At 45.2% G+C, this 24,997-nt stretch carries 15 protein-coding genes and 1 pseudogene; 13 read left to right on the forward strand and 3 right to left on the reverse strand.

The genetic code is table 11. The features are described 5' to 3' along the window. Nucleotides 1-178 precede the first annotated feature (178 nt). Nucleotides 179-1,465: an IS1380-like element ISBfi1 family transposase gene (locus BLW31_RS07965; protein WP_004312659.1), complete on the reverse strand. Its 1,287-nt coding sequence runs from the start codon at nt 1,463-1,465 to the stop codon at nt 179-181. A gap of 177 nt (nt 1,466-1,642) precedes the next feature. On the opposite strand from BLW31_RS07965, the gene BLW31_RS07970 reads away from it, so the two are divergent. Continuing rightward, nucleotides 1,643-2,770, forward strand: a complete 1,128-nt coding sequence (locus BLW31_RS07970; protein WP_004312658.1) for an AraC family transcriptional regulator — start codon at nt 1,643-1,645, stop codon at nt 2,768-2,770. Between the two features lie 156 nt (nt 2,771-2,926). Here the strand turns inward: BLW31_RS07970 and BLW31_RS07975 are convergent, their stop codons facing one another. Next, nucleotides 2,927-3,169: a transposase gene (locus BLW31_RS07975; RefSeq protein ID WP_004318648.1), complete on the reverse strand. Its 243-nt coding sequence runs from the start codon at nt 3,167-3,169 to the stop codon at nt 2,927-2,929. 230 nt (nt 3,170-3,399) lie between these two features. On the opposite strand from BLW31_RS07975, the gene BLW31_RS07980 reads away from it, so the two are divergent. The 12 genes and pseudogenes from BLW31_RS07980 to BLW31_RS24720 all read left to right on the forward strand — a co-directional run bounded on the left by BLW31_RS07980 (nt 3,400) and on the right by BLW31_RS24720 (nt 20,780). Then, nucleotides 3,400-5,448 carry a hypothetical protein gene (locus BLW31_RS07980; RefSeq protein WP_004318649.1) on the forward strand — a complete coding sequence of 683 codons (2,049 nt, stop codon included), beginning with the start codon at nt 3,400-3,402 and terminating at the stop codon, nt 5,446-5,448. 72 nt (nt 5,449-5,520) lie between these two features. Continuing rightward, on the forward strand, nt 5,521-9,489 hold the full coding sequence (locus BLW31_RS07985) for a two-component regulator propeller domain-containing protein (RefSeq protein WP_004318650.1): 3,969 nt from the start codon (nt 5,521-5,523) through the stop codon (nt 9,487-9,489). A 391-nt stretch (nt 9,490-9,880) separates the two neighbouring features. After that, nucleotides 9,881-13,039 carry a SusC/RagA family TonB-linked outer membrane protein gene (locus tag BLW31_RS07990; protein ID WP_010537625.1) on the forward strand — a complete coding sequence of 1,053 codons (3,159 nt, stop codon included), beginning with the start codon at nt 9,881-9,883 and terminating at the stop codon, nt 13,037-13,039. 18 nt (nt 13,040-13,057) lie between these two features. Continuing rightward, complete coding sequence (locus BLW31_RS07995; protein ID WP_004318653.1) at nt 13,058-14,950, forward strand: RagB/SusD family nutrient uptake outer membrane protein; 1,893 nt, start codon at nt 13,058-13,060, stop codon at nt 14,948-14,950. Nucleotides 14,951-14,993: 43 nt separating this feature from the next. Next, a complete protein-coding gene (locus BLW31_RS08000) occupies nt 14,994-15,755 on the forward strand; it encodes a glycerophosphodiester phosphodiesterase family protein (RefSeq protein WP_004308129.1) in 762 nt (253 codons plus the stop codon). A 971-nt stretch (nt 15,756-16,726) separates the two neighbouring features. After that, nucleotides 16,727-17,077 (forward strand): reverse transcriptase N-terminal domain-containing protein, encoded by a 351-nt coding sequence (locus BLW31_RS08005; RefSeq protein ID WP_004308130.1) that lies wholly within the window; start codon nt 16,727-16,729, stop codon nt 17,075-17,077. Beyond that, nucleotides 17,055-17,252, forward strand: coding sequence for a reverse transcriptase domain-containing protein (locus tag BLW31_RS08010; protein WP_008775183.1), 198 nt, complete (start codon nt 17,055-17,057; stop codon nt 17,250-17,252). Before BLW31_RS08005 ends, BLW31_RS08010 begins: the two co-directional genes overlap by 23 nt. Nucleotides 17,253-17,372: 120 nt before the next feature. Next, nucleotides 17,373-17,736, forward strand: a pseudogene (locus tag BLW31_RS25040) (helix-turn-helix domain-containing protein); the annotation flags it as partial. 263 nt (nt 17,737-17,999) lie between these two features. Further along, nucleotides 18,000-19,280, forward strand: coding sequence for a fimbrillin family protein (locus BLW31_RS08020; RefSeq protein ID WP_004308132.1), 1,281 nt, complete (start codon nt 18,000-18,002; stop codon nt 19,278-19,280). Nucleotides 19,281-19,361: 81 nt separating this feature from the next. Further along, complete coding sequence (locus BLW31_RS08025) at nt 19,362-19,814, forward strand: hypothetical protein (RefSeq protein ID WP_004312652.1); 453 nt, start codon at nt 19,362-19,364, stop codon at nt 19,812-19,814. 2 nt (nt 19,815-19,816) lie between these two features. Next, nucleotides 19,817-20,308 carry an Lcl C-terminal domain-containing protein gene (locus tag BLW31_RS08030; protein ID WP_004318655.1) on the forward strand — a complete coding sequence of 164 codons (492 nt, stop codon included), beginning with the start codon at nt 19,817-19,819 and terminating at the stop codon, nt 20,306-20,308. 268 nt (nt 20,309-20,576) lie between these two features. Continuing rightward, nucleotides 20,577-20,780 carry a hypothetical protein gene (locus BLW31_RS24720; protein ID WP_157998589.1) on the forward strand — a complete coding sequence of 68 codons (204 nt, stop codon included), beginning with the start codon at nt 20,577-20,579 and terminating at the stop codon, nt 20,778-20,780. Between the two features lie 97 nt (nt 20,781-20,877). On the opposite strand, the gene BLW31_RS08040 is transcribed toward BLW31_RS24720, so the two are convergent. Further along, nucleotides 20,878-24,843, reverse strand: coding sequence for a hybrid sensor histidine kinase/response regulator transcription factor (locus tag BLW31_RS08040; RefSeq protein ID WP_029425499.1), 3,966 nt, complete (start codon nt 24,841-24,843; stop codon nt 20,878-20,880). Between the last annotated feature and the right edge of the window lie 154 nt (nt 24,844-24,997).

A 24,997-nucleotide genomic window follows, 5' to 3' on the forward strand; every position in this document is an offset into this window, starting at 1 on the left:
GCTTTTGTACATCCTAAAATCCGCAACCTGTAATATTTTTGATATCTGGGGTTGCAGATACCTCTCTAAAACGACTCGTTTTCGTAAAGAACCCTAATGGTGCAGTCGCAAGAGACAAAATCCCCTTACCCCATGATGCGACTTGAGGCAATACGCAAAAGGCCACGAAGATTTGAGGCTACCCAAAATCAAATTTGAAGGCCATCATGTATGCATCATTGCTTGTGTATATGTTCAGTATGTGCTGTCTTGCAGTCTTAATCCATTTTGCAGGGACAGAAACATACTTGAATACAAAAGTTTTGATTCTGCTTGTGCGTTTAAGTCCAAAGCTCTTCATGTTTGCGTCAGATATGAGGTGTCTGTAAAAGTTTCGTATTAAAGCGGTCAGAAGCAGGAACACCGTGTTTTCCGCCATGAACGATTTTGGCAGCCGTTTCCAGCCAAAGCCGTTGTTCATGTCGTCCAATACACGCTCAGCACCGCCACGCTTGTTGTAATACTCCACGATGTCACGGTCTGTCGAAGTATAGTCATTTGTCAGTATGCATCTGTATGTATATTCCCCTTCCCACAGGTCGAGTTCCTTGTTGATGCTTCTTTGCCGCTGTATGACAAGGCGGTACGCTTTGCCGACCCATTTCTCTGCAATGATGGAGCATATCTCAAACTCGTGACCGTTTATGTATTCGGTCTTCCATCCGCGCAAGGCAAAGATATCGTCATACAACGATACACACCTGTTTGCGCGGATATAAAAATGCCGACTGTGCTTCTCCACCATTTCCACCATAGCCTCAGAGCATGAGCCACAATCCATCCTCGCACGGTTTATATGTATTCTGGCATTCTCCAAACGCTCAAAAATACGTTTTAGAGTGTCTTCCTGATGGAAACGGACATTGGTATTGCCGTCGCGGTTCTCTATCCCGACGATGACATCGCCGACCGTTGCTATTCCTGGACTGTAACCGGTAAACTTCTTGTAGGTTATTTTTGCGTCAAATTTCTCCGTCTCAATGAACTGGTGGTCAAAATCAAAGTCATATTCATTGTCTGGCAGCAACTGTCCAGTTGCCAGCAATGCATTGACAAGCAGATTGTTAAGGTCGGAAGCCACGTTGAAGTCGTAGCTTTTGCCCGAATCAGACCTGTAGGTCAGATTCGGTGTGGTCAATTCACGAATGGCCCTAAGTATTGTGTCTGCGCTGCATGTACGGAGGGGTGGATGCAAGCAAAGTGCTTCCATAAGGTGTGAGGTCACGTCTTCGACACATGACCCTCCACAGAAATATACGCACATCAGAGAACGTATTATCTCGCTATATTGATAGCCATACACTTTGCTACGCAAACCTAAAGTAGAGTCTATTGTACAAGACAACATCCTGTCGAATTTCTCCATAATTGGAAATATACCACCAAAAGATGTGAGTTTCTCGGATTTTATTTGTACTTTTACCATGCTTGATGAGGTTTTGTTTGACTATTTTTGCAACACTAAGTTAAGTGAATCCTTTGACATGACAAAATCCTGAGCCGCTCGGCTTTGCCGCTTGGCTTGTCCAAGAACTTTTTGTTGTTCAGGATATTATAAAAGTTAAAATTTATAGTGTTGCGGAATTAAGGTAATAACAATACTATGAAATCGTTATTCATATTACAACTTGTATGTTGCGTCATTACAGCCATGCTAGCATTGCAATTAGCCATGGCAAGTTTGCAGGTGAGATGGAAGGTGTGGCGCTACGAAATATCAAGATGGATTCTCGTTGCATCCATGCTATTCTTCTCCGTCCACTACCTCTTACAGATGATTCATGGACTCCGTGCACAAGGTACCGATGTGGGCGCAGCATTCAACATATTGTTCTATACTCCAGTGGCATTTGCCATCACTCTCTCCATAATCAACATAGAGAGCACAGGCAACAAAGTGCGACGGTATTGTTTACGTGGTATGATGGCATACATACTCATCGCCATAGTTTTCGTCATTGGCATGTTCAAAAGTCAAAGTTTACACATTGGCAATATGCTCTATGTGATGCTCGGTCTTTTTGTGGCTAGCATGGCATATTTTATTCTTATCATTCGCAAAGAAACAAAAGCCCGAAAGCAGAAGCTCATGGAGAATTTCGGAATCGACTTGATTCCATACGTGCGCTATTCGCAAGCCAGCATCATTTTGCTATACTTTGCTGCTGGACTCCTTCCTGTAGCAATCCTCTTCAATACCTTATTATATATAATAGGTCCCTTGATATTACTCTCTGTCATCTTTTTCGTCCACACTTTCATTGCTATGGGCTATTACATCACACCCAAAGAAGTCATTCCTGAGGAAAATGACGCAGAAGCAAAAGTCACGGAAGCAGAAGACATGAAAGACGGCAAGAACACTCATGGCACAAATATCTTGACAGCTAATAGAAAGATGGAAATAGAATTAGCCCTCAAGAAATGGTGTGAAGAGGGATTTTATAAGGACTATGAAGTTAACATCTATTCGCTAGCTACCAAGTTGGGATACAAGAAAAACGAACTGACAGAATACTTCAATCAGTCAGAATACACCAATTTTAGAACCTGGCTTAGCGACATTCGTTTTAATGAGGCTGTTCGCATGATGAAAGCCAACCCCGAATATAGCATTGACGCTATTTCCACAGAGTGCGGTTTCTCATCCCACACATGGATTTATCGTATATTCAAACAAAAAACGGGCATGTCACCTAGCCAATGGCGCAAACAGTTTGCCTCCATCTAAATGCGTATTTTTGTAATTTCGCATTAAATAGCATTTAAAAGAGGTGTGTCAGCGTTTTGACACAACCTCTACTTAAAAGATTTAATTTACAATAGTATTGCGGAATTAAGGTACATGAAACCGATAACCTGTCATAGTGGCATTGGGAAAAGCCGTTCAGACGATCCGCATCATGGTCGGCAAAAGATCTAAAGTGACCTCTTTGGCTGTCTTGCGCTTGGAGACATGAATCATTTCAAGCACCTTTATGACGTCTTCAGACTTCGTGCCACGTATCATGGTCACAAGTGTACCTCTGCCACCACGTCCCGCACGATTAGTGACAACAGTATATAATTCTCCGCAGCTTAAAGAAGTCTCGTCAATACAAAGGCTAGGGACCTGAGGTTGTGCCCGCATTCTGACACATTTACATTTGTAGTATTAAATATCCCAATAAAAATATAAGTGTATATTGTAATGGGATCTTAATAGAGGATTAAAAAATAAATACTTAATGGGCTGTTTCTTATGAATTCTACTGAAATCTTATAATAATTGCTCAAAAAATCACATTCTTTGTATACGTAATATCCTAATTTTGGAACGCAAATTAAAAGAATATTAATAAACTAAATTATCTGATTTATATGACAAAATTAAGATGTATGCTTTGTTGCCTGATGATCTGTACTATTACTATTGATGCTAGGACTGTTAATGATATATATAAAAGAATATCTGCACAAGTCTCCTTGAAGGTTCCCGGTAATCAATCACGAAACTATTCCCTTGCTTTTCAAGGAGCCGTTGATGATAAGGGAATCTATCTGTTAGAGTCTGAAGAAAAAATACCATTAATCATTACAGAGAGAATAGAACGTGACAATGTTAAATGTGTAATGGTAGTAAGTATTACGGCATTGGAAGACGTGTACTTTAATTATCAACAACAGTTGAAAACAGGCTTCCGACATAATGACTGTATGTTTTATCTACCAGGATTCTGGTATAGTCGCAATTTACGTTCTCCTAAAGGTGCTCCTTCATTTCATATATCAGAGAGTTGGCTGGTACGTGAGGATCGTCTGAGCTCACCCCTTACCGGTATCTTCAATCAGAAAGATGGACGTTATATGACTGTGGCACGCAAGGACGATTTTCAATGGGATGCCCTTGCTACCCACCAAACAGGCGAAATCATCCTCTCGGGCAAAACGTCCCTAGGGTTCACCGGCTTTGAGAGCCATGACGGAACATCAACACTATCTTTTGGATTTCCTTACCGAGAAGCTCCTAAAACCTATATTCGTAAGTTGACGCTGGCTCCGGAGGTTACATCTTTCCAATATCTAAAAAAAGGAGAAACAGTACTCCTGACCTGGGAATTTATCGAGGGGCAGGCTACAGACTACTCAGATTTTATTTGCCATACTTGGGAATATTGTTATGATACATACCGTCCCCAACCTGTGAAAATACCTTTTTCTCCAGAAGAGATAAAAGGAGTGCTGAGCAATTATTTTGTGGAAAGTTTTGTTGGGGACAAAGCTCTTGCCTATTACTCCAGCCCTGAAATGAAAGTGGCAGCCTGTGCCAACATGAATGTAGCAGAGATAGGTTTTGTCGGTCGCGTACTTCTAAACGCTTTCAATGCATGGGAGTTTGGCAATGAGAATGGACGTGATGACCTTGCAGCTAGCAGTAAAAAGATATTTGATAGTTACTTAGAAAATGGCTTTACGGAAACCGGTTATTTGCGTGAATGGGTAAATCTGGAAAATGATAGTGATGTGAAAGAAGAACGCCCAGTGCATAGCATACGTCGTCAGTCGGAAGGAATTTATGCCATGTTTCATTATCTGAATTATGAACAGAAGTATAAACGTCACCATCCTGATTGGGAACAACGCTTAAAGAAAATGCTCGATATGTTCTTGCAACTGCAAAATCCAGATGGAAGTTTTCCACGTAAATTCCATGATGACTTTACAGTTGTTGACGGAAGTGGAGGAAGTACTCCATCCGCTACATTACCTCTGGTTATGGGATATAAATATTTTAAGGACAAACGCTATCTGTCCGCTGCCCGGCGTACTGCGGAATATCTGGAAAAAGAGCTTATATCAAAGGCTGACTATTTCTCCTCTACGCTGGATGCAAACTGTGAGGATAAGGAAGCTTCCCTCTATACCGCTACGGCAACTTACTATTTATCATTGATAACAAATGGTACGGAACATAACCACTATGCCTCTCTGACACGAAAAGCGGCTTATTTTGCCTTGTCCTGGTATTACGTCTGGGACGTTCCGTTTGCTCCCGGGCAGATGTTGGGTGATATCGGTCTGAAAACTCGCGGCTGGGGAAATGTCTCGGTGGAGAATAATCATATTGATGTATTTATTTTTGAATTTGCCGATGTGCTCCGTTGGCTTTCCAAAGAGTATAATGAACCTCGTTTCTCTGATTTTGCTGAAGTCATTTCTACTTCCATGTGCCAGTTACTTCCTTATAAAGGACATATGTGTGGAGTGATAAAAGTTGGTTATTATCCGGAAGTGATCCAGCACACCAACTGGGATTATGGAAGGAATGGAAAAGGATATTATAATGACATGTTTGCTCCCGGTTGGACGGTAGCATCCCTTTGGGAATTGCTGACACCGGGACGTACTGAGAATATACTGTTGAAATAGCTCTGATATCCACTTTTCAGGATATTCTTATATCCTGTTGTATGTTAATTAATGAAACTAACAATTAAGACAATGCAGAGACTACGTATTTTAGTTATATTAATACTTCTTTCTTTGATGCCTCTTTATTCCCTTGCCGTTCTGAATGAAGGACAATATGCATTCCGTTCACTTGATATCAATAATGGATTATCCCAGAATACGGTCCATGCCATCCTTCAGGATAAACAAGGATTTATGTGGTTTGGGACGAAGGATGGTCTTGACCGGTATGATGGTATCTCTTTTCGGACTTTCATGAAAGAATCCGGAACCTTGGGCAATAATTTCATCACTTCTTTGTATGAAGACAATCTTGGGCAAATATGGATTGGGACAGACGTAGGCCTATATGTCTATTGCCCACAAATGGAAAAGGTCAGGCATTTTACTCTGATAAGTAATTCAAACATAGATATAGACTGTACGGTCAATCTGATAACTGGGGACCAGAAAGGAGGTATCTGGGTTGTAACTCAGACGCGGGGAATCTTCTATTACAATCCCCAGGATAGCCAGTTGGTTAATTATCAGTCGGACGGGTCCGGTACTCTGAACCTTAAAACTTCCGGCCAACTCTATTTTGATTCGGACGATGTCTGCTGGTTGGACATACGTGATGGAAATCTGTATTATTCAAAAGACAAGCTTAAAACTTTAACTCCGATTTTTCCAGAAGATTCAAAAGTGTCTTTCAGAGATGAATACATCTATAAATTGCTCCCCGGACCCTATAATTGCATGTATGTGGGAACTGTATTCGGACTGAAAGAAGTGAACCTAACTAATAAGACTATCCGTACCCTTCTTTCCAAGGATGAATTGGGAGGTGATATTTATATCAGGGAACTTGCATTTTATTCAGATGACGAATTATGGATAGGAACCGAATCGGGACTTTATATCTATAATCTGCACACGGCAAAAATCATCCACTTGCAGAACGTCAACGGTGATCCCTATTCAATCTCTGACAATGCCATCTATTCGATTCTCAAAGACCGTGAAGGCGGAATGTGGATAGGGACTTATTTTGGGGGTGTGAATTATTACCCCCGGCAATATACCTACTTTGATAAAGTCTATCCCCAGAAAGAATCAAACAAAATGGGAAAAAGGGTGCGGGAGTTTTGTGCCGCCCATGACGGCACACTCTGGATAGGTACAGAAGATAAGGGGCTTTTCCATTATTATCCTAGTACTGGAAAAATCGAACCGTTCATTCATCCGGATATTTATCATAATGTTCACGGATTGTATTTGGACGGAGATTATCTGTGGGTTGGGAATTTTGCAAAAGGATTGAAGCGTATTGATTTGAGGACATACGCTGTAAAGCACTATGATAATATTGCAAGTGATATCTTTTCTATCTGCCGGATAACTGCGGGCGATCTGTATCTTGGAACAACAATAGGATTGTTTCGGTACAACCCAGATACGGAACGTTTTAAACGCGTCCCCGAACTTGGGTGGACGTTTGTTTATTATATAAAGGAGGATAAGCAGGGGAATTTATGGCTGGCAACTTATGCCGATGGCGTCTATAAAAAGAATGTCCGTACAGGTGGTTGGGAACATTTCGTACATGAGGAAGCAGACTCGTCCACCCTTCCATCCAATAAGGTGCTGAGTATTTTTGAAGACAGTCAAAATCAGCTATGGTTTACCACACAAGGAGGTGGCTTCTGCCGCTTTGTGCCTTCCGCCAACACCTTTGTCCGTTATGACGGTATCGGTCTGCCAAGCAACGTCATTTATCGGATTGAAGAAGATGAAAAGGGATTGTTCTGGGTTTCAACCAATAAAGGGCTGGTGCATTTTAACCCGAAGAATTCCAGTTTTAAAGTGTATACAGTTGCTAATGGGTTGCTGAGTAACCAGTTTAATTACCAGTCCAGCTATAAGGATAAGAATGGACGGATTTATTTTGGCTGTATTAACGGTTTCATCTCCTTTGCCCCCTCCTCCTTTATTGATAATGATTTTTTACCCTCTGTTTTGATTACCGATTTTATGCTCTTTAATAAAAAGGTGGTAGTCGGAGAAAAAGGCTCTCCATTGAAACAAAGTATCACTTTGTCAAACCATATCGAACTTCAGTCAAATCAGAATTCGTTCTCCTTCAGGATAGCTGCGATAAGTTATCAGTCACCGAGCATGAATACACTGCTATATAGACTGGAAGGGTATGATTCCGAATGGCATACAGCGGGTAAGGGCCCTATTACGTATTCCAATTTACCTTATGGGACATACATGTTACGCGTGAAAGGTGCGAATAGTGATGGTGTATGGAATCCAGATGTACGCACATTGGGGATCAGGATATTGCCCCCGTTTTATTTATCCGTATGGGCATACCTGATTTATATCCTATTGATACTCGGTACATTTTTCGCCCTCTTCTTTTATTTAAGGAAGCGTACTATTGAAAAGCAGCGTAAAGAGATGGAGAAGTTCGAACAGGAAAAGGAGCAGGAACTCTACACCACTAAGATAGATTTCTTTACAAATGTGGCACACGAAATCCGTACTCCTTTAACACTGATAAAGTGCCCATTGGAGAATGTACTTGCTGATAGGGAACTCTCCGAAAATGTAAGGATGGAATTGGAAATTATGGATCAGAACGTGGAGAGGTTACTGAACCTGATAAACCAATTACTTGATTTCCGTAAAGCGGAAAATAAAGGTTTTAAATTGAATCCGAAAGAATATAATATCGGTACTATCGTCCACTCTGTTTATAAGTATTTCACCACTTTGGCAAAGCAAAGGGGAATTAAACTTGAAGTAGAAGTTCCAGAGGAAGAATTGTTGGCTTCTGTTGACAAAGAGGCTTTGACCAAAATTCTCAGTAATCTGTTTGCTAATGCATTGAAATATGCCCGGACATACGTTTATCTCCATTTGTCTGTTGATGAGAAGAATGAGGTGTTCACTATCTCTATGAGTAATGATGGGAATATAGTCCCTATCGAAATGCGTGAAAATATTTTTAAAGCCTTTGTCCAATACCGGGACGGGAAAGATATTGTCTCGGGCACAGGCATCGGATTAGCTATGGCTCGTTACTTGGCAGAGTTGCATCAAGGTATGCTGGTGATGGACCGGGAGCTAGATTGTAACCGTTTCATTCTTTCCATTCCAATATTACACCAGACACTTCCGGATGATTCGGAAGAACAACATAAGAAACCTGGGTATGATGATGAAGATCGTGAAGTTTCTGATAAAGATAAAAGAGAGGTTGCTTCCATATTGGTTGTAGAAGATAATAAGGATATGCTTGCTTTTGTGTTCAGGCAATTGTCTTCATTGTATCATGTACTGATTGCGGAAAATGGGGTCGAGGCGTTGGACGTTCTTGAACAGAAATCTGTGGATCTGATAATAAGTGACATTATGATGCCTCTGATGGACGGGGTTGAATTATGCAAGCATCTGAAACAAAATCTGGACTATAGTCATATTCCTGTAATATTATTGACAGCTAAAACTAATCTGGAATCAAGAATCGAAGGACTTGAAGAAGGGGCGGATGCGTATATTGAAAAGCCGTTTTCTATGGAGTATCTTCGTGCCAATGTAGCAAATCTGTTGAGTAATCGGGAAAGATTACGCCGTCACTTTATTGAATTTCCTTTTATCAAAGCAGATGCAATGGCGCAGACAAAGGCCGATGAGATGTTTATTAGCAAGTTAAATGAGTATGTATTACGCCATCTTGATAATACGGACCTGCAAATTGATGATATAGCGGATGCAATGAATATGGGACGTTCCAACTTTTACCGGAAATTGAAAGGAATCCTAAATATGAGTCCGAACGAATATCTCCGCCTTTTCCGTTTGAAGCAGGCAGCTTCCATACTGAAAGAAGGAACCTATGGAGTGGTGGAAGTCTCTTACATGGTAGGGTTCAGTACCCCCTCCTATTTTTCAAGCTGTTTTAAAAAACAGTTCGGAGTACTGCCTAAAGATTTCATATCGCACTAGTAATATGTATTTTGCTTTAAATTTTATAATATCAGGTCATTTTCTGATATTTTATCCGAGTTGTTCCGGGTAATTTTGCAAATATATTAACAACTAAATTTGATGTATGACAAGGTATTTACTTTTTTTTGCCAGCCAGCCTTCGGGCGGAAGAGAGAGTTGTTTTCCTATCGTATATATAAACGATTCTTAGTTTGAGAATTTGTACTGTAATTTATATAAAGTCAAAGAAATAATTATAAAATAAATTGCACACACAATGAATAATAGAAAAGAAAATGAACAGAGTTGTATAGTAATGAATAAAAAAGAGGGTACATCGTGCATTACGACACACCTCCCTGTATTTCAGAGAAAAATCTACACTACTAATCAAAAAATCTATTGATATATGAACTGTAAAGTAAAACAAGGATGCCTTACCAGCGAAAGCTGTTGCATCCTGTTATGGTTAGCCTTCACATTATTTCCCGTTTCCGTTGTAACGGCGGCAGATAATAGAAAGATCGACGAGAGCCAGCAAAAAGAAGTAAAAGCAGAAATGAAAGGATATGTGGGAGACGAAAACGGAGAGCCTGTTATTGGAGCTACCGTATTGGAAAGTGGAACGCAGAACGGGGTTATAACAGATGTGGACGGTATATTCACTATACAGTTGGCAAAGAACGCATCATTGACCATTTCATATGTTGGGTACCAGAAGAAAACGGTAGTGGTAAAAGATAAGAAGTTCATTTCCGTTAATTTGACTCCGGACAGGAGTATGATGCTGGATGAAGTGGTCGTGGTCGGTTTTGGCAAACAAAAGAAAGAATCCCTCGTGGGAGCTGTGCAGGCAGTGAAGCCGGAAGACCTGAAGATGACATCCAGTAATCTTAGTACTTCATTTGCCGGGAACGTTCCAGGTATCATCGCCGTACAAACACAGGGTGAACCAGGCTCTGATGAGGCGAAATTCTATATACGTGGTATATCAACTTTTGGTTCGAATACCTCACCGCTGATCATACTTGACGGTGTGGAAATCAACGCTACGATGATGAACAATATTCCTCCAGAATCTATCGCGTCGTTTTCTGTGCTGAAAGATGCTACGGCAACGTCCCTATACGGCTCACGGGGGGCTAACGGAGTTATCATCGTTACTACCAAGCAAGGACAGCTTTCCGAGAAAATGTCTGTAGATATCCGCTTTGATAATACTTTCTCCATGCCTACCTATGTGCAGAAAATGGCAGATGGCCCGACTTACATGGATATGTATAATGAAGCCGTTTATAATCAGGCTATTGCCAATAACCAAGAGTATGAGCCTTTCTATAGCCGGGATAAGATAGATAAAACACGTGCCAATGCAAATCCCTACCTGTTCCCAAACAATGACTGGTACAGTATGTTGTTCAAAGACTTCGCCGTTAATCAGAATTTGAATATCTCCATCAAGGGCGGAAGCAAAAATGTGGATTACTTCCTGAATGCTGGAATCTTCTATGAAAATGGTATCATCCGGCAACCCAAGGAAGATAAGCTTGATGTGGGTATGCGCAACAAGAAATACCTGTTTCAGAGTAATGTGACAGCCCGTGTTACCTCTACGACGAAAGTGGGGCTAAATATGAATACGCAGTTGTTCTACCACCATGCCCCCAAAACAAGTACCCGGAATTTGTTCGCCTATTCCATGCATGGGAATCCCGTACGTTTTCCTGCTACACTTCCTGCTGAACCAGGGGATACATACATCCGCTACGGTAGCAATGATCCGTGGGATGTGGGAAAATCAGAGCCGAATCCTTACGCCAAATTGAGTGAAGGTTATACGGAACGAAATTATGTCTATATGACGACCGCTTTCAATCTCGAACAGGACTTGAAGTTTGTCACACCAGGGTTAAAACTCACCGGACTGGCATCTTTCTATAATTACAGTTTTAACTGGCTGGATCATTGGATTGTACCTTTCTACTATAAAGTATCTGATGACTATACGATGGATGATCAGGGAAACTACCTTTATAAGACTTCGACTATCGGTGAGCCGGGAGAACCTTATCTGAAGAGCAATTCCGGGCGTGATCCGACAGAGAGTGTCTGGTCTTTACAGGGAGCGCTGGACTACTCACGCCAGTTTGGTGGACATGATGTGGGAGCTACCCTTGTTTACCACATGAAAGAAACCAAGAAAGTGAAGGACGGCGGAGCTGAAAAAGATCTTCTTCCTTACCGTGAGCAAGGGATGGCCGGACGTCTGACCTACAGTTTTGGTCAGCGTTACCTGCTTGAGGCTACCTTTGGTTATAATGGCTCGGAGAATTTCAGAAGCGGGCATCGTTTCGGATTCTTCCCTGCGATTGCCCTAGGATGGACTATTTCTAATGAAAAGTTTTTCCAACCGTTAAAAAAAACAGTTTCCACTCTGAAAATCCGAGCTACTTATGGATTGACCGGAAATGATGCGCTTGCCACTCGCTTTCCCTATGTAACAGAAGTCAGTATGAATAATAATTTGGATTGGTGGACTGGTAGCGGTACCCGCGTGAATGGGCCGCTTGTAAATATTTATGGTAATGCGAACGCTACATGGGAGAAATCGAAAAAGCTGAATTTAGGTGTCGATATGACCCTTCTTGAATCTATGGATATAACCATTGATTATTTCAAGGAAGACCGTAGTGGAATTTTTATGCAACGTTCGTCCGTCCCTTCAACAATGGGAGTGACAGGTATGCTGCCTTATGCCAACATTGGCTCGGTAAAGAATAAGGGTGTGGATATGAGTGTAGCATACAGCAAAGTAATTGGCAAAGATTGGGTGCTCCGCCTGAACGGTAGTCTGACCTATGCACATAATGAGATTACGGAGATAGACGAACCGGTGAATGTAGAACCCTATTCTTCAAGAATCGGACACCCGATAAACAGTATTATAGGATATGTGTCTGACGGATTGTTTACTTCTCAGGAGGAAATAGACAGATCTCCCAAACAGTCGTTCGGAAATTATACGGTGGGAGATATTAAATATAAAGATCTGAATGGTGATAACGTGGTGAATGGTTATGACAGGACGATTATCGGCAATCCTGAAATTCCGGAGATTATCTATGGTTTTGGAGGAACGTTGAAGTATAAAAAGTGGGATTTGTCTCTGTTTTTCCAGGGAGTGGCCAAAGTCAGTTTAATGATGAGCGATATTCATCCGTTCAGCGAAGCGGGCCATAAAGGATATAACATTGCACAGTATATCGTTGATGACCACTGGTCGGAAAGCAATAATGTAGCCGGTGCCGCCTATCCCCGATTATCACCCGAATTTATCACGAACAATGCGCAAACCAGCACTTATTACCTACGTAACGCAGCTTTCCTGCGCCTGAAGAATGCCGAACTGGGCTATTCCTTCTTCCCGTGGCTGCGTGTGTATGCAGCAGGTACTAATTTGCTGACATTCTCTCCGTTCAGTACCTGGGATCCTGAAATGGGAAGTGGGAATGGTTTGAAATATCCGCTACAGCGCACGGCCAAGATCGGGATTCAGTTTCATTATTAATTAAGAACAGAATAAGTTATGAAAAATATATATACAAAGTTATGCCTGTCGGCAATCGGCTGTTTAATGATGGCATCATGTGATTTTCTTGATGTGGTTCCGCAAGGTACTGCTACCGTGGATGATATCTACCGGACACAATATCAGGCTGAAGGAATGGTACTGTCTTGCTACGCGAATATCCCTAACTATTTCCATCCCCAACAATTTCCTGATTTTACCGGAGGAAACGAAATCATAACGAGCAAAGGAGGAACAACGCGCTGGTTTCATTTCCGCAGTCTGGTTTATGGGGAAGAATCCCCAACAACGACTTATTACTCATTATGGAGCAATACAGCAAAATCTTATCCGCAGGGTGCTGTGAAGAAAGCAGTATGGGAAAGTATCCGCAATTGCTATAATGTGCTTAATAATCTGGATAGGGTATCGGACATTACCCCCGAAAACCTGAGCTGGTGGAAAGGTGAAGCGCTGTTTTTGATCGGGTATTATCATCAGATCATGCTGGAGTACTATGGACCGATAGTTATTATTGACAAGGAAATACCAATGGAAAGTTCTCCGGCCGAGATGATGACCTCCCGTTCTCCTTATGATACATGTGTCGATTTCATTGCCAATAAATATTCGGAAGCAGCTAGATTACTTCCTGGCGTATGGGATTCAAGTAAGAGAAACAGGGCTACCTCTTCTGCTGCCTTGGCTTTCAAGGCTCGGCTGTTGCTTTATGCCGCCTCGCCGTTAGTCAATGGGAATAGTGAGTTTTATTCCGACTTTAAAAACCCCGACGGCACTTTTCTGATTAACCAGACTTATGACCGGGAAAAGTGGAAGAGAGCGATGGATGCTGCCAAAGAGGCCATAGACCTTTGCGAAGAGAACGGTTACAAACTTTATGGAAATTCGACCAATGACTTGGAGCAAGGGAAGAAAAACTATCATGAAGCCTTTGTCGGTGATGGGATCAGTGGTAGCGGATTTAACTGGAATGAAGTCCTGTTTGGCTTTGCTGAACAGGGAACTATTTCCTACTGTATCAAGAATATGGCTCCTCGTGTTGAATTTACAAGTTATTCGACCAAAGGTTTTAGAGGGTCCTTATTCCCGACGTGGGATTGTGTGAGTAGGTATTATACCAAGAACGGTCTACCTTGGGCAGATGACCCCGAGACTAAGAAGCTTGATCCGTATTCCATTGCACCAGGTGATAGTACGGTACGTTTTCACAGGAATCGTGATCCGCGCTTTTATGCCTCTATTGGCTTTGATCGTGGAAATTATGACGTGCAGGGAAAGACAATAGTGCTCAAATGCAGACGTGGTGAAATGCAGCAGAATAATGGCAATGCCAAGGATGAGTATCAAACGGACAACGGTTATTATTGTCAGAAATGGGTGTCTAAATATGATACCTATAATAGGACTACCGATCAAATAACCTACAACCGTTGGTGCTTTCCTTATATGCGTCTGGCCGAACTCTATCTGAGTTATGCAGAAGCGGATTTCGAATATAGCGGCACACTGAGTACTGCCAGTCTGTCCTATTTGAATAAAGTACGTGAACGTTGCGGATTACCTACCTTTGCAGATTCATGGGCAAAAGCCGGTGGTATTCCTTCAGGAGAGAAGTTGCGCGAAATATTACATGATGAACGCTCCATTGAATTGGCTATGGAAGGCAGACGTTTCCATGATATGCGCCGTTGGAAAATTGCCCATACTGAAATGATGCGTTATCAGAAATCCTGGACATTATCCGGAAAAACCGCTGATAGTTTTTATAAACTTACGGACATGAAAGAAACCGGCGTTCGTAATTTTACCGCTCCCAAGAACTATTGGCTTGCTATTCCACAAGATCAGATAGAAGTAAATCCCAATCTAGTGCAGAATCCGGGATACTAGAGAATCAGCTCTTATATAACTAACAATTAGAGGAAAGGACAAAATGAAAAAGGTAATGTGTTTATTGGCAATTATGTTTATGATTGCCAATACTTCGGCACAAACACGGGTGATTGCCCATCGTGGTTTCTGGAAAACCCAAGGATCAGCACAGAATAGCATTACATCTTTGTTGAAAGCGGATTCTATAGGATGTTATGGTTCGGAGTTTGATGTCTGGCTGACAAAAGATAATGGTTTGGTGGTTAGCCATGATGGGATTATTCAAGGGCATAAGGTTGAAGAGTCCACTCTGAAGGAATTAACCGGGTTATGGTTAGCGAATGGAGAATGCGTACCCTCCTTAAAAGAGCTTCTGGAAACAGCTAAGCGGAAAACATCTTTGAAGCTGGTGCTGGAGTTGAAAGCTCATAGTAAACCCGAACGGGAGATAAAAGCTGTTGAAGAGATCGTTTCGATGATAAAGAAGATGGGACTCGAACCCCGGATGATATATATCACCTTTTCGTCTCACGCATTAAAGGAACTGATCCGTCAGGCTCCCACAAGCACTCCTGTATATTATCTGAAAGGGGACTTATCTCCACAACAACTGAAAGAATTGGGTAGTGCCGGACCGGATTATCACTTCTCTGAATTTTACCGTTATACCGATTGGATTGAAAGTTGCCATGCCTTGGGGCTAAAAGTGAATGTATGGACGGTTAATAAAAAAGAGGACATGCAATACTTTTGGGATAAAGTCGACTTTATCACTACAGATGAGCCGTTGGGACTGTTGAAAGATATAATGAAGGTCAAATAGATATATTTTCTGAGATAATGTATAGTCCAACTGATTACCTTTAATAATCTGTTGATTATTTATGTTTTTGGAAAATGAGTTTCAAGTTTTCAAACGACTGTTCATGTTGATACAGTTGAATGCTGATTGAAAACAAAACAATAGCGGAAACAATGAATGTCAATCTTGTATAAGAAGGCAAACGTCCAAATTTATAGTTCAGCTCCATTAATCGAACTGAATAGGGGTATTTATTAAATAATATAAAATTAGCCAACTAATTCATAGCCAAATTATTGCGAATTAGTTGGCCTTTTTGTATCTTTAGGTATTCCGTGCGACAAGAAGTCGTACAAGTAATTGTTCAGCACTGTGCCTGAACCTATTGTTCTGTCAATAGTAGTCTAAAGAGGCGTGCTTTACCAGTCATGGTTTAGTGCGAAGCCCTCTTGACAATGCAGTCCTTTACAGAAATATCCAATGTATAGGCTGTTAGGCTGACTGATATGAGTAACATATGTGAATCGCTACACCATCGTAATAAAGAAATAGCTTACGGATATTTATAAGCTATAGCCAAAAGGTGGGTAGTCAGGATAGTCTTTTGGGAATGTAAGGCTACACGGACATCATACTGGCGGTGGAGGGGCGGGCTCTAAGTCGGGCGTCAGTTACTTGTACGGAACTTGGTAAACCCGTATTTCTCCTGTCTATGTCAGGCAGGTAAGCCAATTGCAAGAAAAGCCGAATGTGGTGCGGGTAAAGGATTGCGGAGAAAGTGAATGATTCTGTGTAATGCGGAGGATAGAGGTTTAAACATCACCCCATGCGAAATCAGGCAGACTTCCGCAGGGTAATTCTTTGTGAAACGATTGTAGAACTTTAATAAAATGAAGAAACTGCAAATGAGCAAGGCAAAAGCCGAGTGTGCATCTTTAACCGTACGAAACACGACATGAAAAGATATCGATTCTTCCAAATATGAGCGTAAAGTGAGAAAACTGCAGGTCCGAATAGCAAAGGCCCACAAAGAAAAGAGGTACAACAAGGTAAAGGCCTTACGGTACCTACTTGCCACTTCCTACGAAGCCAAGGCATTGGCGATAAGGAAAGTAACTTCCAATAAAGGTAAACGTACGGCAGGGGTTGACCATATGAAGTGGGACACTGATGCCAAGAAAATAGAAGCTATATGTTTATTGAAAAGGAGAGGATATAAGGCCTTCCCGCTGAGGAAGGTCAACATAGCCAAAGCAAATGGCAAGACAAGATCTTTGGGAATACCAACCATGAAGGACAGAGCCGTGCAGGATATATCTTATGGCTTTAGAACTTATAACTGAAAGTGAAGCGGATGCGAACTCATATGGGTTCAGAAAGTTTAGAAGTACTGCGGATGCAATAGACGCACTTCATAGATGGTTGAGTAGAGACTGTTTACCACAATGGATACTGGAAGGTGACATTAAGGGTTGTTTTGATCATATTAATCATGAATGGCTTCTCAACAATGTGTAGATTGACAGGCTGGTATTAAGGAGATGGCTGAAAAGCGGAGTAGTATTTAATTGCAAAGTATCAATAGATACGCTACACTTTTTCTTTTCGTTGGCAAATCTTAATCCGTATCTTCGTTGCATGAAAGAAGATATACGGATGCGCCAAAAATGGCTTGAGCTATACGTCGAAACGGGTTCTGTGACAAAAACTGCCCTTCGGTGCGGGATTACCCGTTCCACGTTATACCGTTGGATAAATTGCGAGAAAGAACAAGGCAAGTCGGAATTGTCCGATAAGTCTAAACGTTCATCAAGACTTGCCAATATGAAGATAACACCTGAAATTGAAACCATTATCCTTAATCTGTGCGTGAGACAAGAAGATGGGGAGCGCAACGGATTGCCAACTATCTGCTTAGGAAGAGAATAAAGCTCTCAGGCATGACGGTGTGGCGTGTGTTGAAAAGCATCAGGTCAAAGCTGTTGTGAAACGTTGCGAGAAATTTATTTCTTCTTCCAGCCGATTTTTTCCATCGGCAACATCCGGATAACCATATACCCCCGCCGTTGTTCATAGCGGCAGGAAAAACATGCCTGACGGCGATACGTGACGCACGGCACTCAAACCCTCTATTCCAACGTGAAACTGACCGCAGAGAGGGATGCCGCCACGGGCGACCTCGTGTGGAAGTCCAAGGACAACACGACACTTGTGGGGGGATTGTCGGATGAGCACTACTACCTCTACTATCCCTACTAAACGGATATGAGTGGAAAGACTGCCACTCCCACAGGCTCAGCCTTGACCGACACGGAATTCTTCGCCCCGTTGGTTTCCGCTTGGCAGCCTCAGGACGACCAAAGTACTCATGCGGCATATACCGCCTCCGACTTGATGACTGCCGAAGGCTCCGCAACGACAGGGGAAGACAACACCCTCCACCTCTCTTTCACCATGAACCATCGTATGGCATTGGCCGTCATCGAGATGCCGAATACCGTTAAATACAAGTTTACCGACGAGAGGATTCCTGATTACGCCGTGTCACCCGCCACTACATTCTCTGGCATTGCCCAGCCGCTGCGCGTGAACGATGGTACATACCGCTACTTGGTGAATCACGCGACTCCCGCACCGACTATCGAAGGACATTATGACGAGGGAAGCAAGGAGTTCACCATAACCCCGTCCGGCCTTTCTACCGGCAGTTACAAGAGATACAAGGTGGACGGCGCGGTGACAACTGTAAAGGACTACACGATGCAACGGGGAGATTACCTGCTCGCCGACGGCAACCTGCTGCCTAAGGGTACTACCCTGACCGAGGAGCAGAAGGCAAGCGTGGCGGCCATCGTCTTCTGGACACCGGCAGAGACCAATCCTGAAGGACGGATCACGCCGGCGTCTCTGGATTTCGACAAGATTATGGTGAAAGAACATCCCAATTGCACCCATGGCCTTGCCGTGTCGATTAAAGATGCTCCGGGCAACGTCTCGTGGCAAAACGTTAACGACTGGGTGGCGGATTTTCAAAGAGGAACAGATTTCAATCCTGTCGATAAGGATGAGTACGTAAACATTGCCACTGGTTTCGATGCGACCGGCAACATAAACAGGATACTCGGTTACCAGAACACGAAAGTGCTGTGGGCGTATAACGGATATTGCAAGACAAACGGCAAAACCGATGCCTTGGTCAATCCTGCTGAGGTCCTGAAAACATTTATCGCAAATAATCCAGCCCCGGCAAACAGCACCGGATGGTTCTTGCCGTCGGTAAAGGAACTGCACATGCTATGTTATAAGGATGTCGATAATATTGCGTACACACGGGACAACACAGAGACGAGGGATATAGTCGAAGTCTCCATCTCCGCCGTTGGCGGTGACGCATTGTCACCGCGCAATAACCATAAACGTTTCTGGTCTTCTTCGGAGAGCCCCAGTAATAAGAATGGCGCTTTTAGCGTGTATTTCTACAATGCCTTCGCACAGCTCAGCGAAAAGGACGGCGCACTCAATGTGCGTGCCGTGTGCGCTTTCTAACCACATAAAACAAAGAAAAATAACGATGTGAAAGGAACAGGATATTCCGGACGATGGATGCGCATCAGCGGCTGGTAGCCGATGTTGATGCTCGCGGGCGGGCTACTCGTCTCTTGCGGCAAGATGGAAACGGGAGAATCTACTACACGTTTACCCGATGGCAAGTACCCATTGCGACTGACAGCGGAGGTGGCGCAACCGCACCCCCGTGCCGGCGGCAAGGAGATAGGAGTGATGCTGGATGGCATGCTCAGCCTCCAAAGGTACGTAATGGACGCCTCGGGCAATACTGTCCCAAAGGATGCTGAAAACACCATTTACCGGAAGAGCACTACCGAGACATGTGTCACGGCACGGACTCCGAATGCCGATATCGACCAAAGTGGCGGGTATGCCGGCTTCGGCCTTCTATACGTCACCGTAGTGGGAGGTTATGACCAAGCCGTCAGCCTCCGTTTCAACCACCGCATGGCAAAAGTAGAGTTCACGCTCATGGCGGGCGAAGGTGTCACGGAGGAAAAACGAATGAAATAGACGTGGTGCAGACGGTGCCGGGCAACACCTGGATTGATGGCGGCGAGGAGAATGTGGCGGTAGCCAAAACAATACACTACACTGCCGATGAAGTGAAGGCTGGGGACTACATCTATTCGGGCAGGAGCACTTCGGACGGCGGACTGCGCAAACGCTATCCCAATGGGAAAGCTCAGGTCATCGCAGACCCGAAGCCGCAATCCGTAGCGGGCAAGACGGTCGCCGGTGTCGTCTTCTGTATACCGAAAGACACTGACCCCACAGGCAGACTAACCCCAGCCCGACTTACTGATGATAAGATTATGATGAAAGATTTTCCGAATGCCGAAATTTGGAATTATATAGTCAACCCATCCCTCGTCGCTGCCGGCGGTCCGACGCCAATTTATACCACCTCTTACTGGTCGTCTACGGAGGCATATTATAGCCCTAACAATGCATATGCCATACACTTTCCAGATGCCACTCTGGAAAGTAATGATAAGTACTTATAAAGTTAGGTTTCTGGCCGTGTGCGCTTTTTAATCACATTAAAGAAAGAAACTGTAGCAAAGCATTCTACATTCGATTCCGGCGGCGGTGCTCCTATCGCTTGCCGCCTGTACGCAAGAAGAGCTCCCGGGCAACCAAGACAAGGCGCAGCAACTTACTTTCTCCGTTACCGATGGTGGATATACGTCGGCTGTTCGCAAAACCACCCGTACTGTGGAGAATGGCTGCCAAACCAAGTTTTCCGAAGGCGGGGCCTGCGGCCTATACGTGGTGCGGGGCACTCAAACAGTCTATTCCAACGTGAAACTGACAGCCGAGAGGGATGCCGACACGGGCGGTCTCGTATGGAAAACTGAAAGTCCGACACCGCTCACAGGCGGGCTGTTGGACGAACACTATTATTTCTACTATCCCTATCAGGCACGAGCCTCAATACTGGGGCAGGGCGGCTGTTCGCCTTCATCATTACGGTGAACGAGTTAACCGTGCCCGGCTTGTCGGTGCGGAGCGAAACATACACCATCTCCGACAATAAGACCTGCCATATCCTGGAGTCTGTCTGCCCGTGATGTTATCCTCTCATCGAATTCCTGTACTCACTCGGGCTCATTCCATAGTACTTCCTGAACACCTCCCTGAAATATCTGACATCGGAGAACCCCGAGTCATCCGAGATTTCCGTTATCGAACAGTCTTTTTCCCTGAGCAGTTGTGCCGCATATTGCAGCCGCATGGAGCGGATATAGTCAGCCGGGGCATGGCCGGTGAGCGCCTTCAACTTGTTGAAAAATCCGGTGCGGCTCATGTTCTGCATGCCACAGAGCATGTCCACACAGAAACCGGGGTTGTCGATATTCTTCATGACGCATTCCCTTACGGAGGCCATGAATTTCCAGTCCCGGGTATTGTGGCAGTCCGGCGGAACCTGTCCGACTCCGTCCTCAAGACCGGCGTATGCCCGTCTGAGCAGTGCCCGGTTTGCCAGTATGTTCCTGATATTCGCCCTGAGCACGTTTATGCTAAACGGTTTGGTGATATAGGCGTCAGCTCCGTTTTCCAGCCCCTCCAGCATGTCCTTCTCATCTCCCAAGGCGGTCAGCAGCATGACCGGGATATGGGATGTCTCAATATCGGATTTGACGGACGCGCAAAGTTCGTCCCCTCCCATTTCAGGCATCATAACGTCCGAAAGTATCAGGTCCGGATTGTATTCTCTCGCCACAAGCAGCGCGTCCCGTCCGTTGGAACAGGTTTGGACCAGGTATTCCTCTTTCAGCAGCCCCTCAAGGTAGGTCCGCAAATCGTCATTGTCCTCCACAATAAGAATACGCTGCCGGTCCCCGCCGGTCATTGTTGGAAGGATCTCACGCATGGGGCCGCAATCCGGTCCCATGCGGGTTTCCCCGGTATCCTGTTTCCTGGGCGAAGCAACGGGGCATGCCTTGTCAAGGCGTCTGCTCCTCAGGGGGAAAATAACACATACCATGGTCCCCTTCCCCTCGGTACTGGTAACGCGGACCCTGCCTCCGTGCAGCCTTACCAGCCTATGTACCATCATCAGTCCGACACCGTTTCCCGCCACTTGCAGATTGACGGCATTACTGCCCCTGAAATGGTTCCTGAACAGTTTCTTCCGTTCCTCAGGTGGAATGCCAATCCCCGTGTCTTCCACTTCCACACCCCATACATGCCGGTCCGCGAAGGCACGGACCTGGATACTCCCGCCCCGTGGAGTGTACTTCAGTGCGTTGGACAGTATATTCTTCAATATAGAGTCCATTTTGTCCTTGTCAAACCGGACATTCAGGTAAGGGAAGCCGCTCTCACGGGTGATATCGATGTCCCTGATGGAGGCATATGTGCGGAATGCCTCACAGGTCGTCTCCAGATAACTGTTGAGCTCATATTCCGAGACATGAAGTCTCAAGGTGTAGTTGTCCGTACTCTCGAAATCTATCAGGCTGGTGACCAATCCCAGAAGTCCGTCCACGCTTTTCAGGGCCATCCGTACATTGTCCATCCCCTCCGCCTTCACCATGTCTTTCTCCACCACCTCTTCCAGCGGAGCCTTGATCAGCGTAAGCGGAGTACGGACATCATGGGCAGTATGTATGAAGAAGCACGTCTTTTCGTCTGATATCCTTTTCTGCCTGCGCAACATGGCAACGCGAAAAGACACCACCCCAGCCAACACACACAATGACGCATATCCGGCAATGGCCCATGTACCCGCCCACAGCGGCCGGGCGACACTCAGACCGAGGCTTCTTTCCTCATACACCTTGTATTTCTCCTCATTGGAGACGGCACGGATACGCAGGGTGTAGTTGCCTGGGGGCAGGCTCGTGAACTGTATCCGCCCGCTCTGGACCGGATGGCTCCAGCCCTCGTAGAGCCCCTCCAATTTCCATGAATATAGGATGTTCGAGGGATAGTCGTAGTTGATGGAGACAGCTTCCAGGGAGAAGGTATTCTGGTCATATGCAAGTTCCAGCCTGACGGTATTGTCAATATCCTCCCTCAAGGGGGATCCCTTGTCCCCGGGATAGACGGGGCGGTAGGAGATCATGAAATCCCGCAGGAGCATCCGAGAAAAATGCGGGGCGGGTATCCTCATGTCGGAGGGGAACATGACGGCTCCGGTGTTACTCCCGAACACGAAGCTTTCCCCGTGCCGGAAAGTGGATACCCCGGCATTGAGGCATACGCTTGCCAGCCCTTGTTCTGCCGTCCAGTTTCTGAAAGTGCCGCTCTCACGCCGGAACAGGGCCACGCTGTTTTCGGTCCCCAGTAGCAGGGTGCCGTCCGCACGGGGGACAATGGTATGGATGTTATTGGATATCAGGGCGCAGTTCTCGGTCTGGTATTGGCGGACGAACCTGTCCTCCACGCTGTCATAGACGAGAAGTCCCGCCCCGCCGGTGCCGATATACAGGAGCCCGTCCGGTGCCTGGTACAGTGCATAGACATGAACCGCCTCGACTGGAAAGGCGATATGTCTGCAGGTCCCCCCGTGCCCGTCAAGCAGGTACAACCCCATGCCGGTACCGATCCACATCCATTCCGGAGCCTTCTCCAGTATGGCGGTGATGGGGCCCGGGACCGGGTACAGGCGTACTGTGCCGTCATGGGGATCGAAACGTTTGAGATTGTGGCAGCCCCCTGTCCATATACATCCTCCGGAATCTTTTCCGATGTCATTGATATACTGGTCTGGACGCCCCTCTGCTGCAAAGGAGGGGGGAAAGTATTCCACCCTCCCGGTTTTCTTTTCGATCCTGTACAGGCCCGAAGCGTACCCGCCGGCGCAGATGACACCCGGCGAGACCTCGCAGAGCGTCAGGAAGATATGGTTCCCGCCATCCTGTATCCCATCGGACCGGCTGAGAAAGGAGCGCCACCGTCCTACCGCAGGCTGCAGCAGGCTGATCCCGTTGCTGGTGGCGAACCACAAGTCGCCTTCGCTGTCTTCGATGACATCGTGCACCTGGTCGTTAACCAGCGACCGGCTGTTGCCCGGTGAGTGCCGGAACCATTCATAGCTCTGGTAGCGGTTATTCCGGATTGTGACTCCGGCGGGGTAGTTGGCAAGCCAGATACGGTCCCCGCCATCCACATAAATGTCATTGATATTGTCTCCGTTCATGCCGTTGTGGCTGGCGTAGTCGGCGGTTATATAGGGTTTGGGCACTAGCGAGTCCACATCCATCCTGTATACCCCCCTTCCGCCCGTGGCTATCAGCAGCTCCCGGTCATTGAGAGGGGTGATCCGGTTGACGGCCACATTCCGCAGCGTACTGCCTGCGGACACTCCGTATACAAGTATGCCTTTCCTGAAGGTTCCCACGAACAGTTTCTTCGAACCGGGGTGGTAGTAGAGTTCGCTGACCGGCGTCCGGATGCTGTCCGTGTCCGCAAGCGCCTCAAGGACACCGTCCCTTTCCCGTACCGGAAAAAGTCCGTTCACGGTACCGATGAAAAGGTTTGTACCGTCCGTCTCGCTGATAGCGGTTATATCACCTCTTAAACGGGAGACCAGCCGCTGCGCAATGCCTGTGCGGGTGTCATAGCGGATGATATGGTCACCCTGACAGAGCCATATGCGGTCCCCACGGTCCATATAGGCGTAACAGAGCATGCCCGTGGCGAAGTCATCCTGAAGACCGGGTATCCTGTATACCATCCGGAAACGGTCATGGAGGGTGTCGTAATGGAAAATACGGCCTTTCCTTCCCACAACCCACAGCGTGTTCTCCGTGTCGGTGTAGAGCCAGTTCAGATTGACTTGCGGGGCCACCTTCAGATTGCCGTCAAGAACAGTGTAATGCCTGATCCGCTTGCCGTCATAACGGTCCATCCCCTCCTGGGTGAGGAACCACATGTATCCCCTCCCGTCTTTTTGGATACGGTAAATCCTCCGGTTACTCAATCCGTCCTCTATTCCCAAGTATTTATATATCTGGGCTCCGCACATGGAGGAAATTCCCAGCATGAGGAATGCGGACAGTATTCTTCCCATATTCCGAACACGTGTCATTCTGATGTAAATTAGACAACAACAGTTGCAAATATATAAAAATATAAATTAATATACAAATTTAAACATAACCTCGGATGTCGGCATCAGGCGGTATGTCCTCAATGTCATGTACCCCGGAAAATAGCTGCATACGGGACCGGCCCATGATATG

The organism is Bacteroides faecis MAJ27, assembly GCF_900106755.1.
Classification (GTDB): domain Bacteria; phylum Bacteroidota; class Bacteroidia; order Bacteroidales; family Bacteroidaceae; genus Bacteroides; species Bacteroides faecis.

Excerpts from the sequence above, each read along its gene's own strand:
- BLW31_RS07965 (WP_004312659.1), bottom strand. The coding sequence starts at position 1,465 with ATGGTAAAAGTACAAATAAAATCCGAGAAACTCACATCTTTTGGTGGT.
- BLW31_RS07985 (WP_004318650.1), top strand. The coding sequence starts at position 5,521 with ATGCAGAGACTACGTATTTTAGTTATATTAATACTTCTTTCTTTGATG.
- BLW31_RS08000 (WP_004308129.1), top strand. The coding sequence starts at position 14,994 with ATGAAAAAGGTAATGTGTTTATTGGCAATTATGTTTATGATTGCCAAT.
- BLW31_RS07970 (WP_004312658.1), top strand. The coding sequence starts at position 1,643 with ATGAAATCGTTATTCATATTACAACTTGTATGTTGCGTCATTACAGCC.
- BLW31_RS08010 (WP_008775183.1), top strand. The coding sequence starts at position 17,055 with ATGGCTTTAGAACTTATAACTGAAAGTGAAGCGGATGCGAACTCATAT.
- BLW31_RS07980 (WP_004318649.1), top strand. The coding sequence starts at position 3,400 with ATGACAAAATTAAGATGTATGCTTTGTTGCCTGATGATCTGTACTATT.
- BLW31_RS08040 (WP_029425499.1), bottom strand. The coding sequence starts at position 24,843 with ATGACACGTGTTCGGAATATGGGAAGAATACTGTCCGCATTCCTCATG.
- BLW31_RS07995 (WP_004318653.1), top strand. The coding sequence starts at position 13,058 with ATGAAAAATATATATACAAAGTTATGCCTGTCGGCAATCGGCTGTTTA.
- BLW31_RS07975 (WP_004318648.1), bottom strand. The coding sequence starts at position 3,169 with ATGCGGGCACAACCTCAGGTCCCTAGCCTTTGTATTGACGAGACTTCT.
- BLW31_RS08025 (WP_004312652.1), top strand. The coding sequence starts at position 19,362 with ATGTTGATGCTCGCGGGCGGGCTACTCGTCTCTTGCGGCAAGATGGAA.
- BLW31_RS08020 (WP_004308132.1), top strand. The coding sequence starts at position 18,000 with ATGAGTGGAAAGACTGCCACTCCCACAGGCTCAGCCTTGACCGACACG.
- BLW31_RS07990 (WP_010537625.1), top strand. The coding sequence starts at position 9,881 with ATGAACTGTAAAGTAAAACAAGGATGCCTTACCAGCGAAAGCTGTTGC.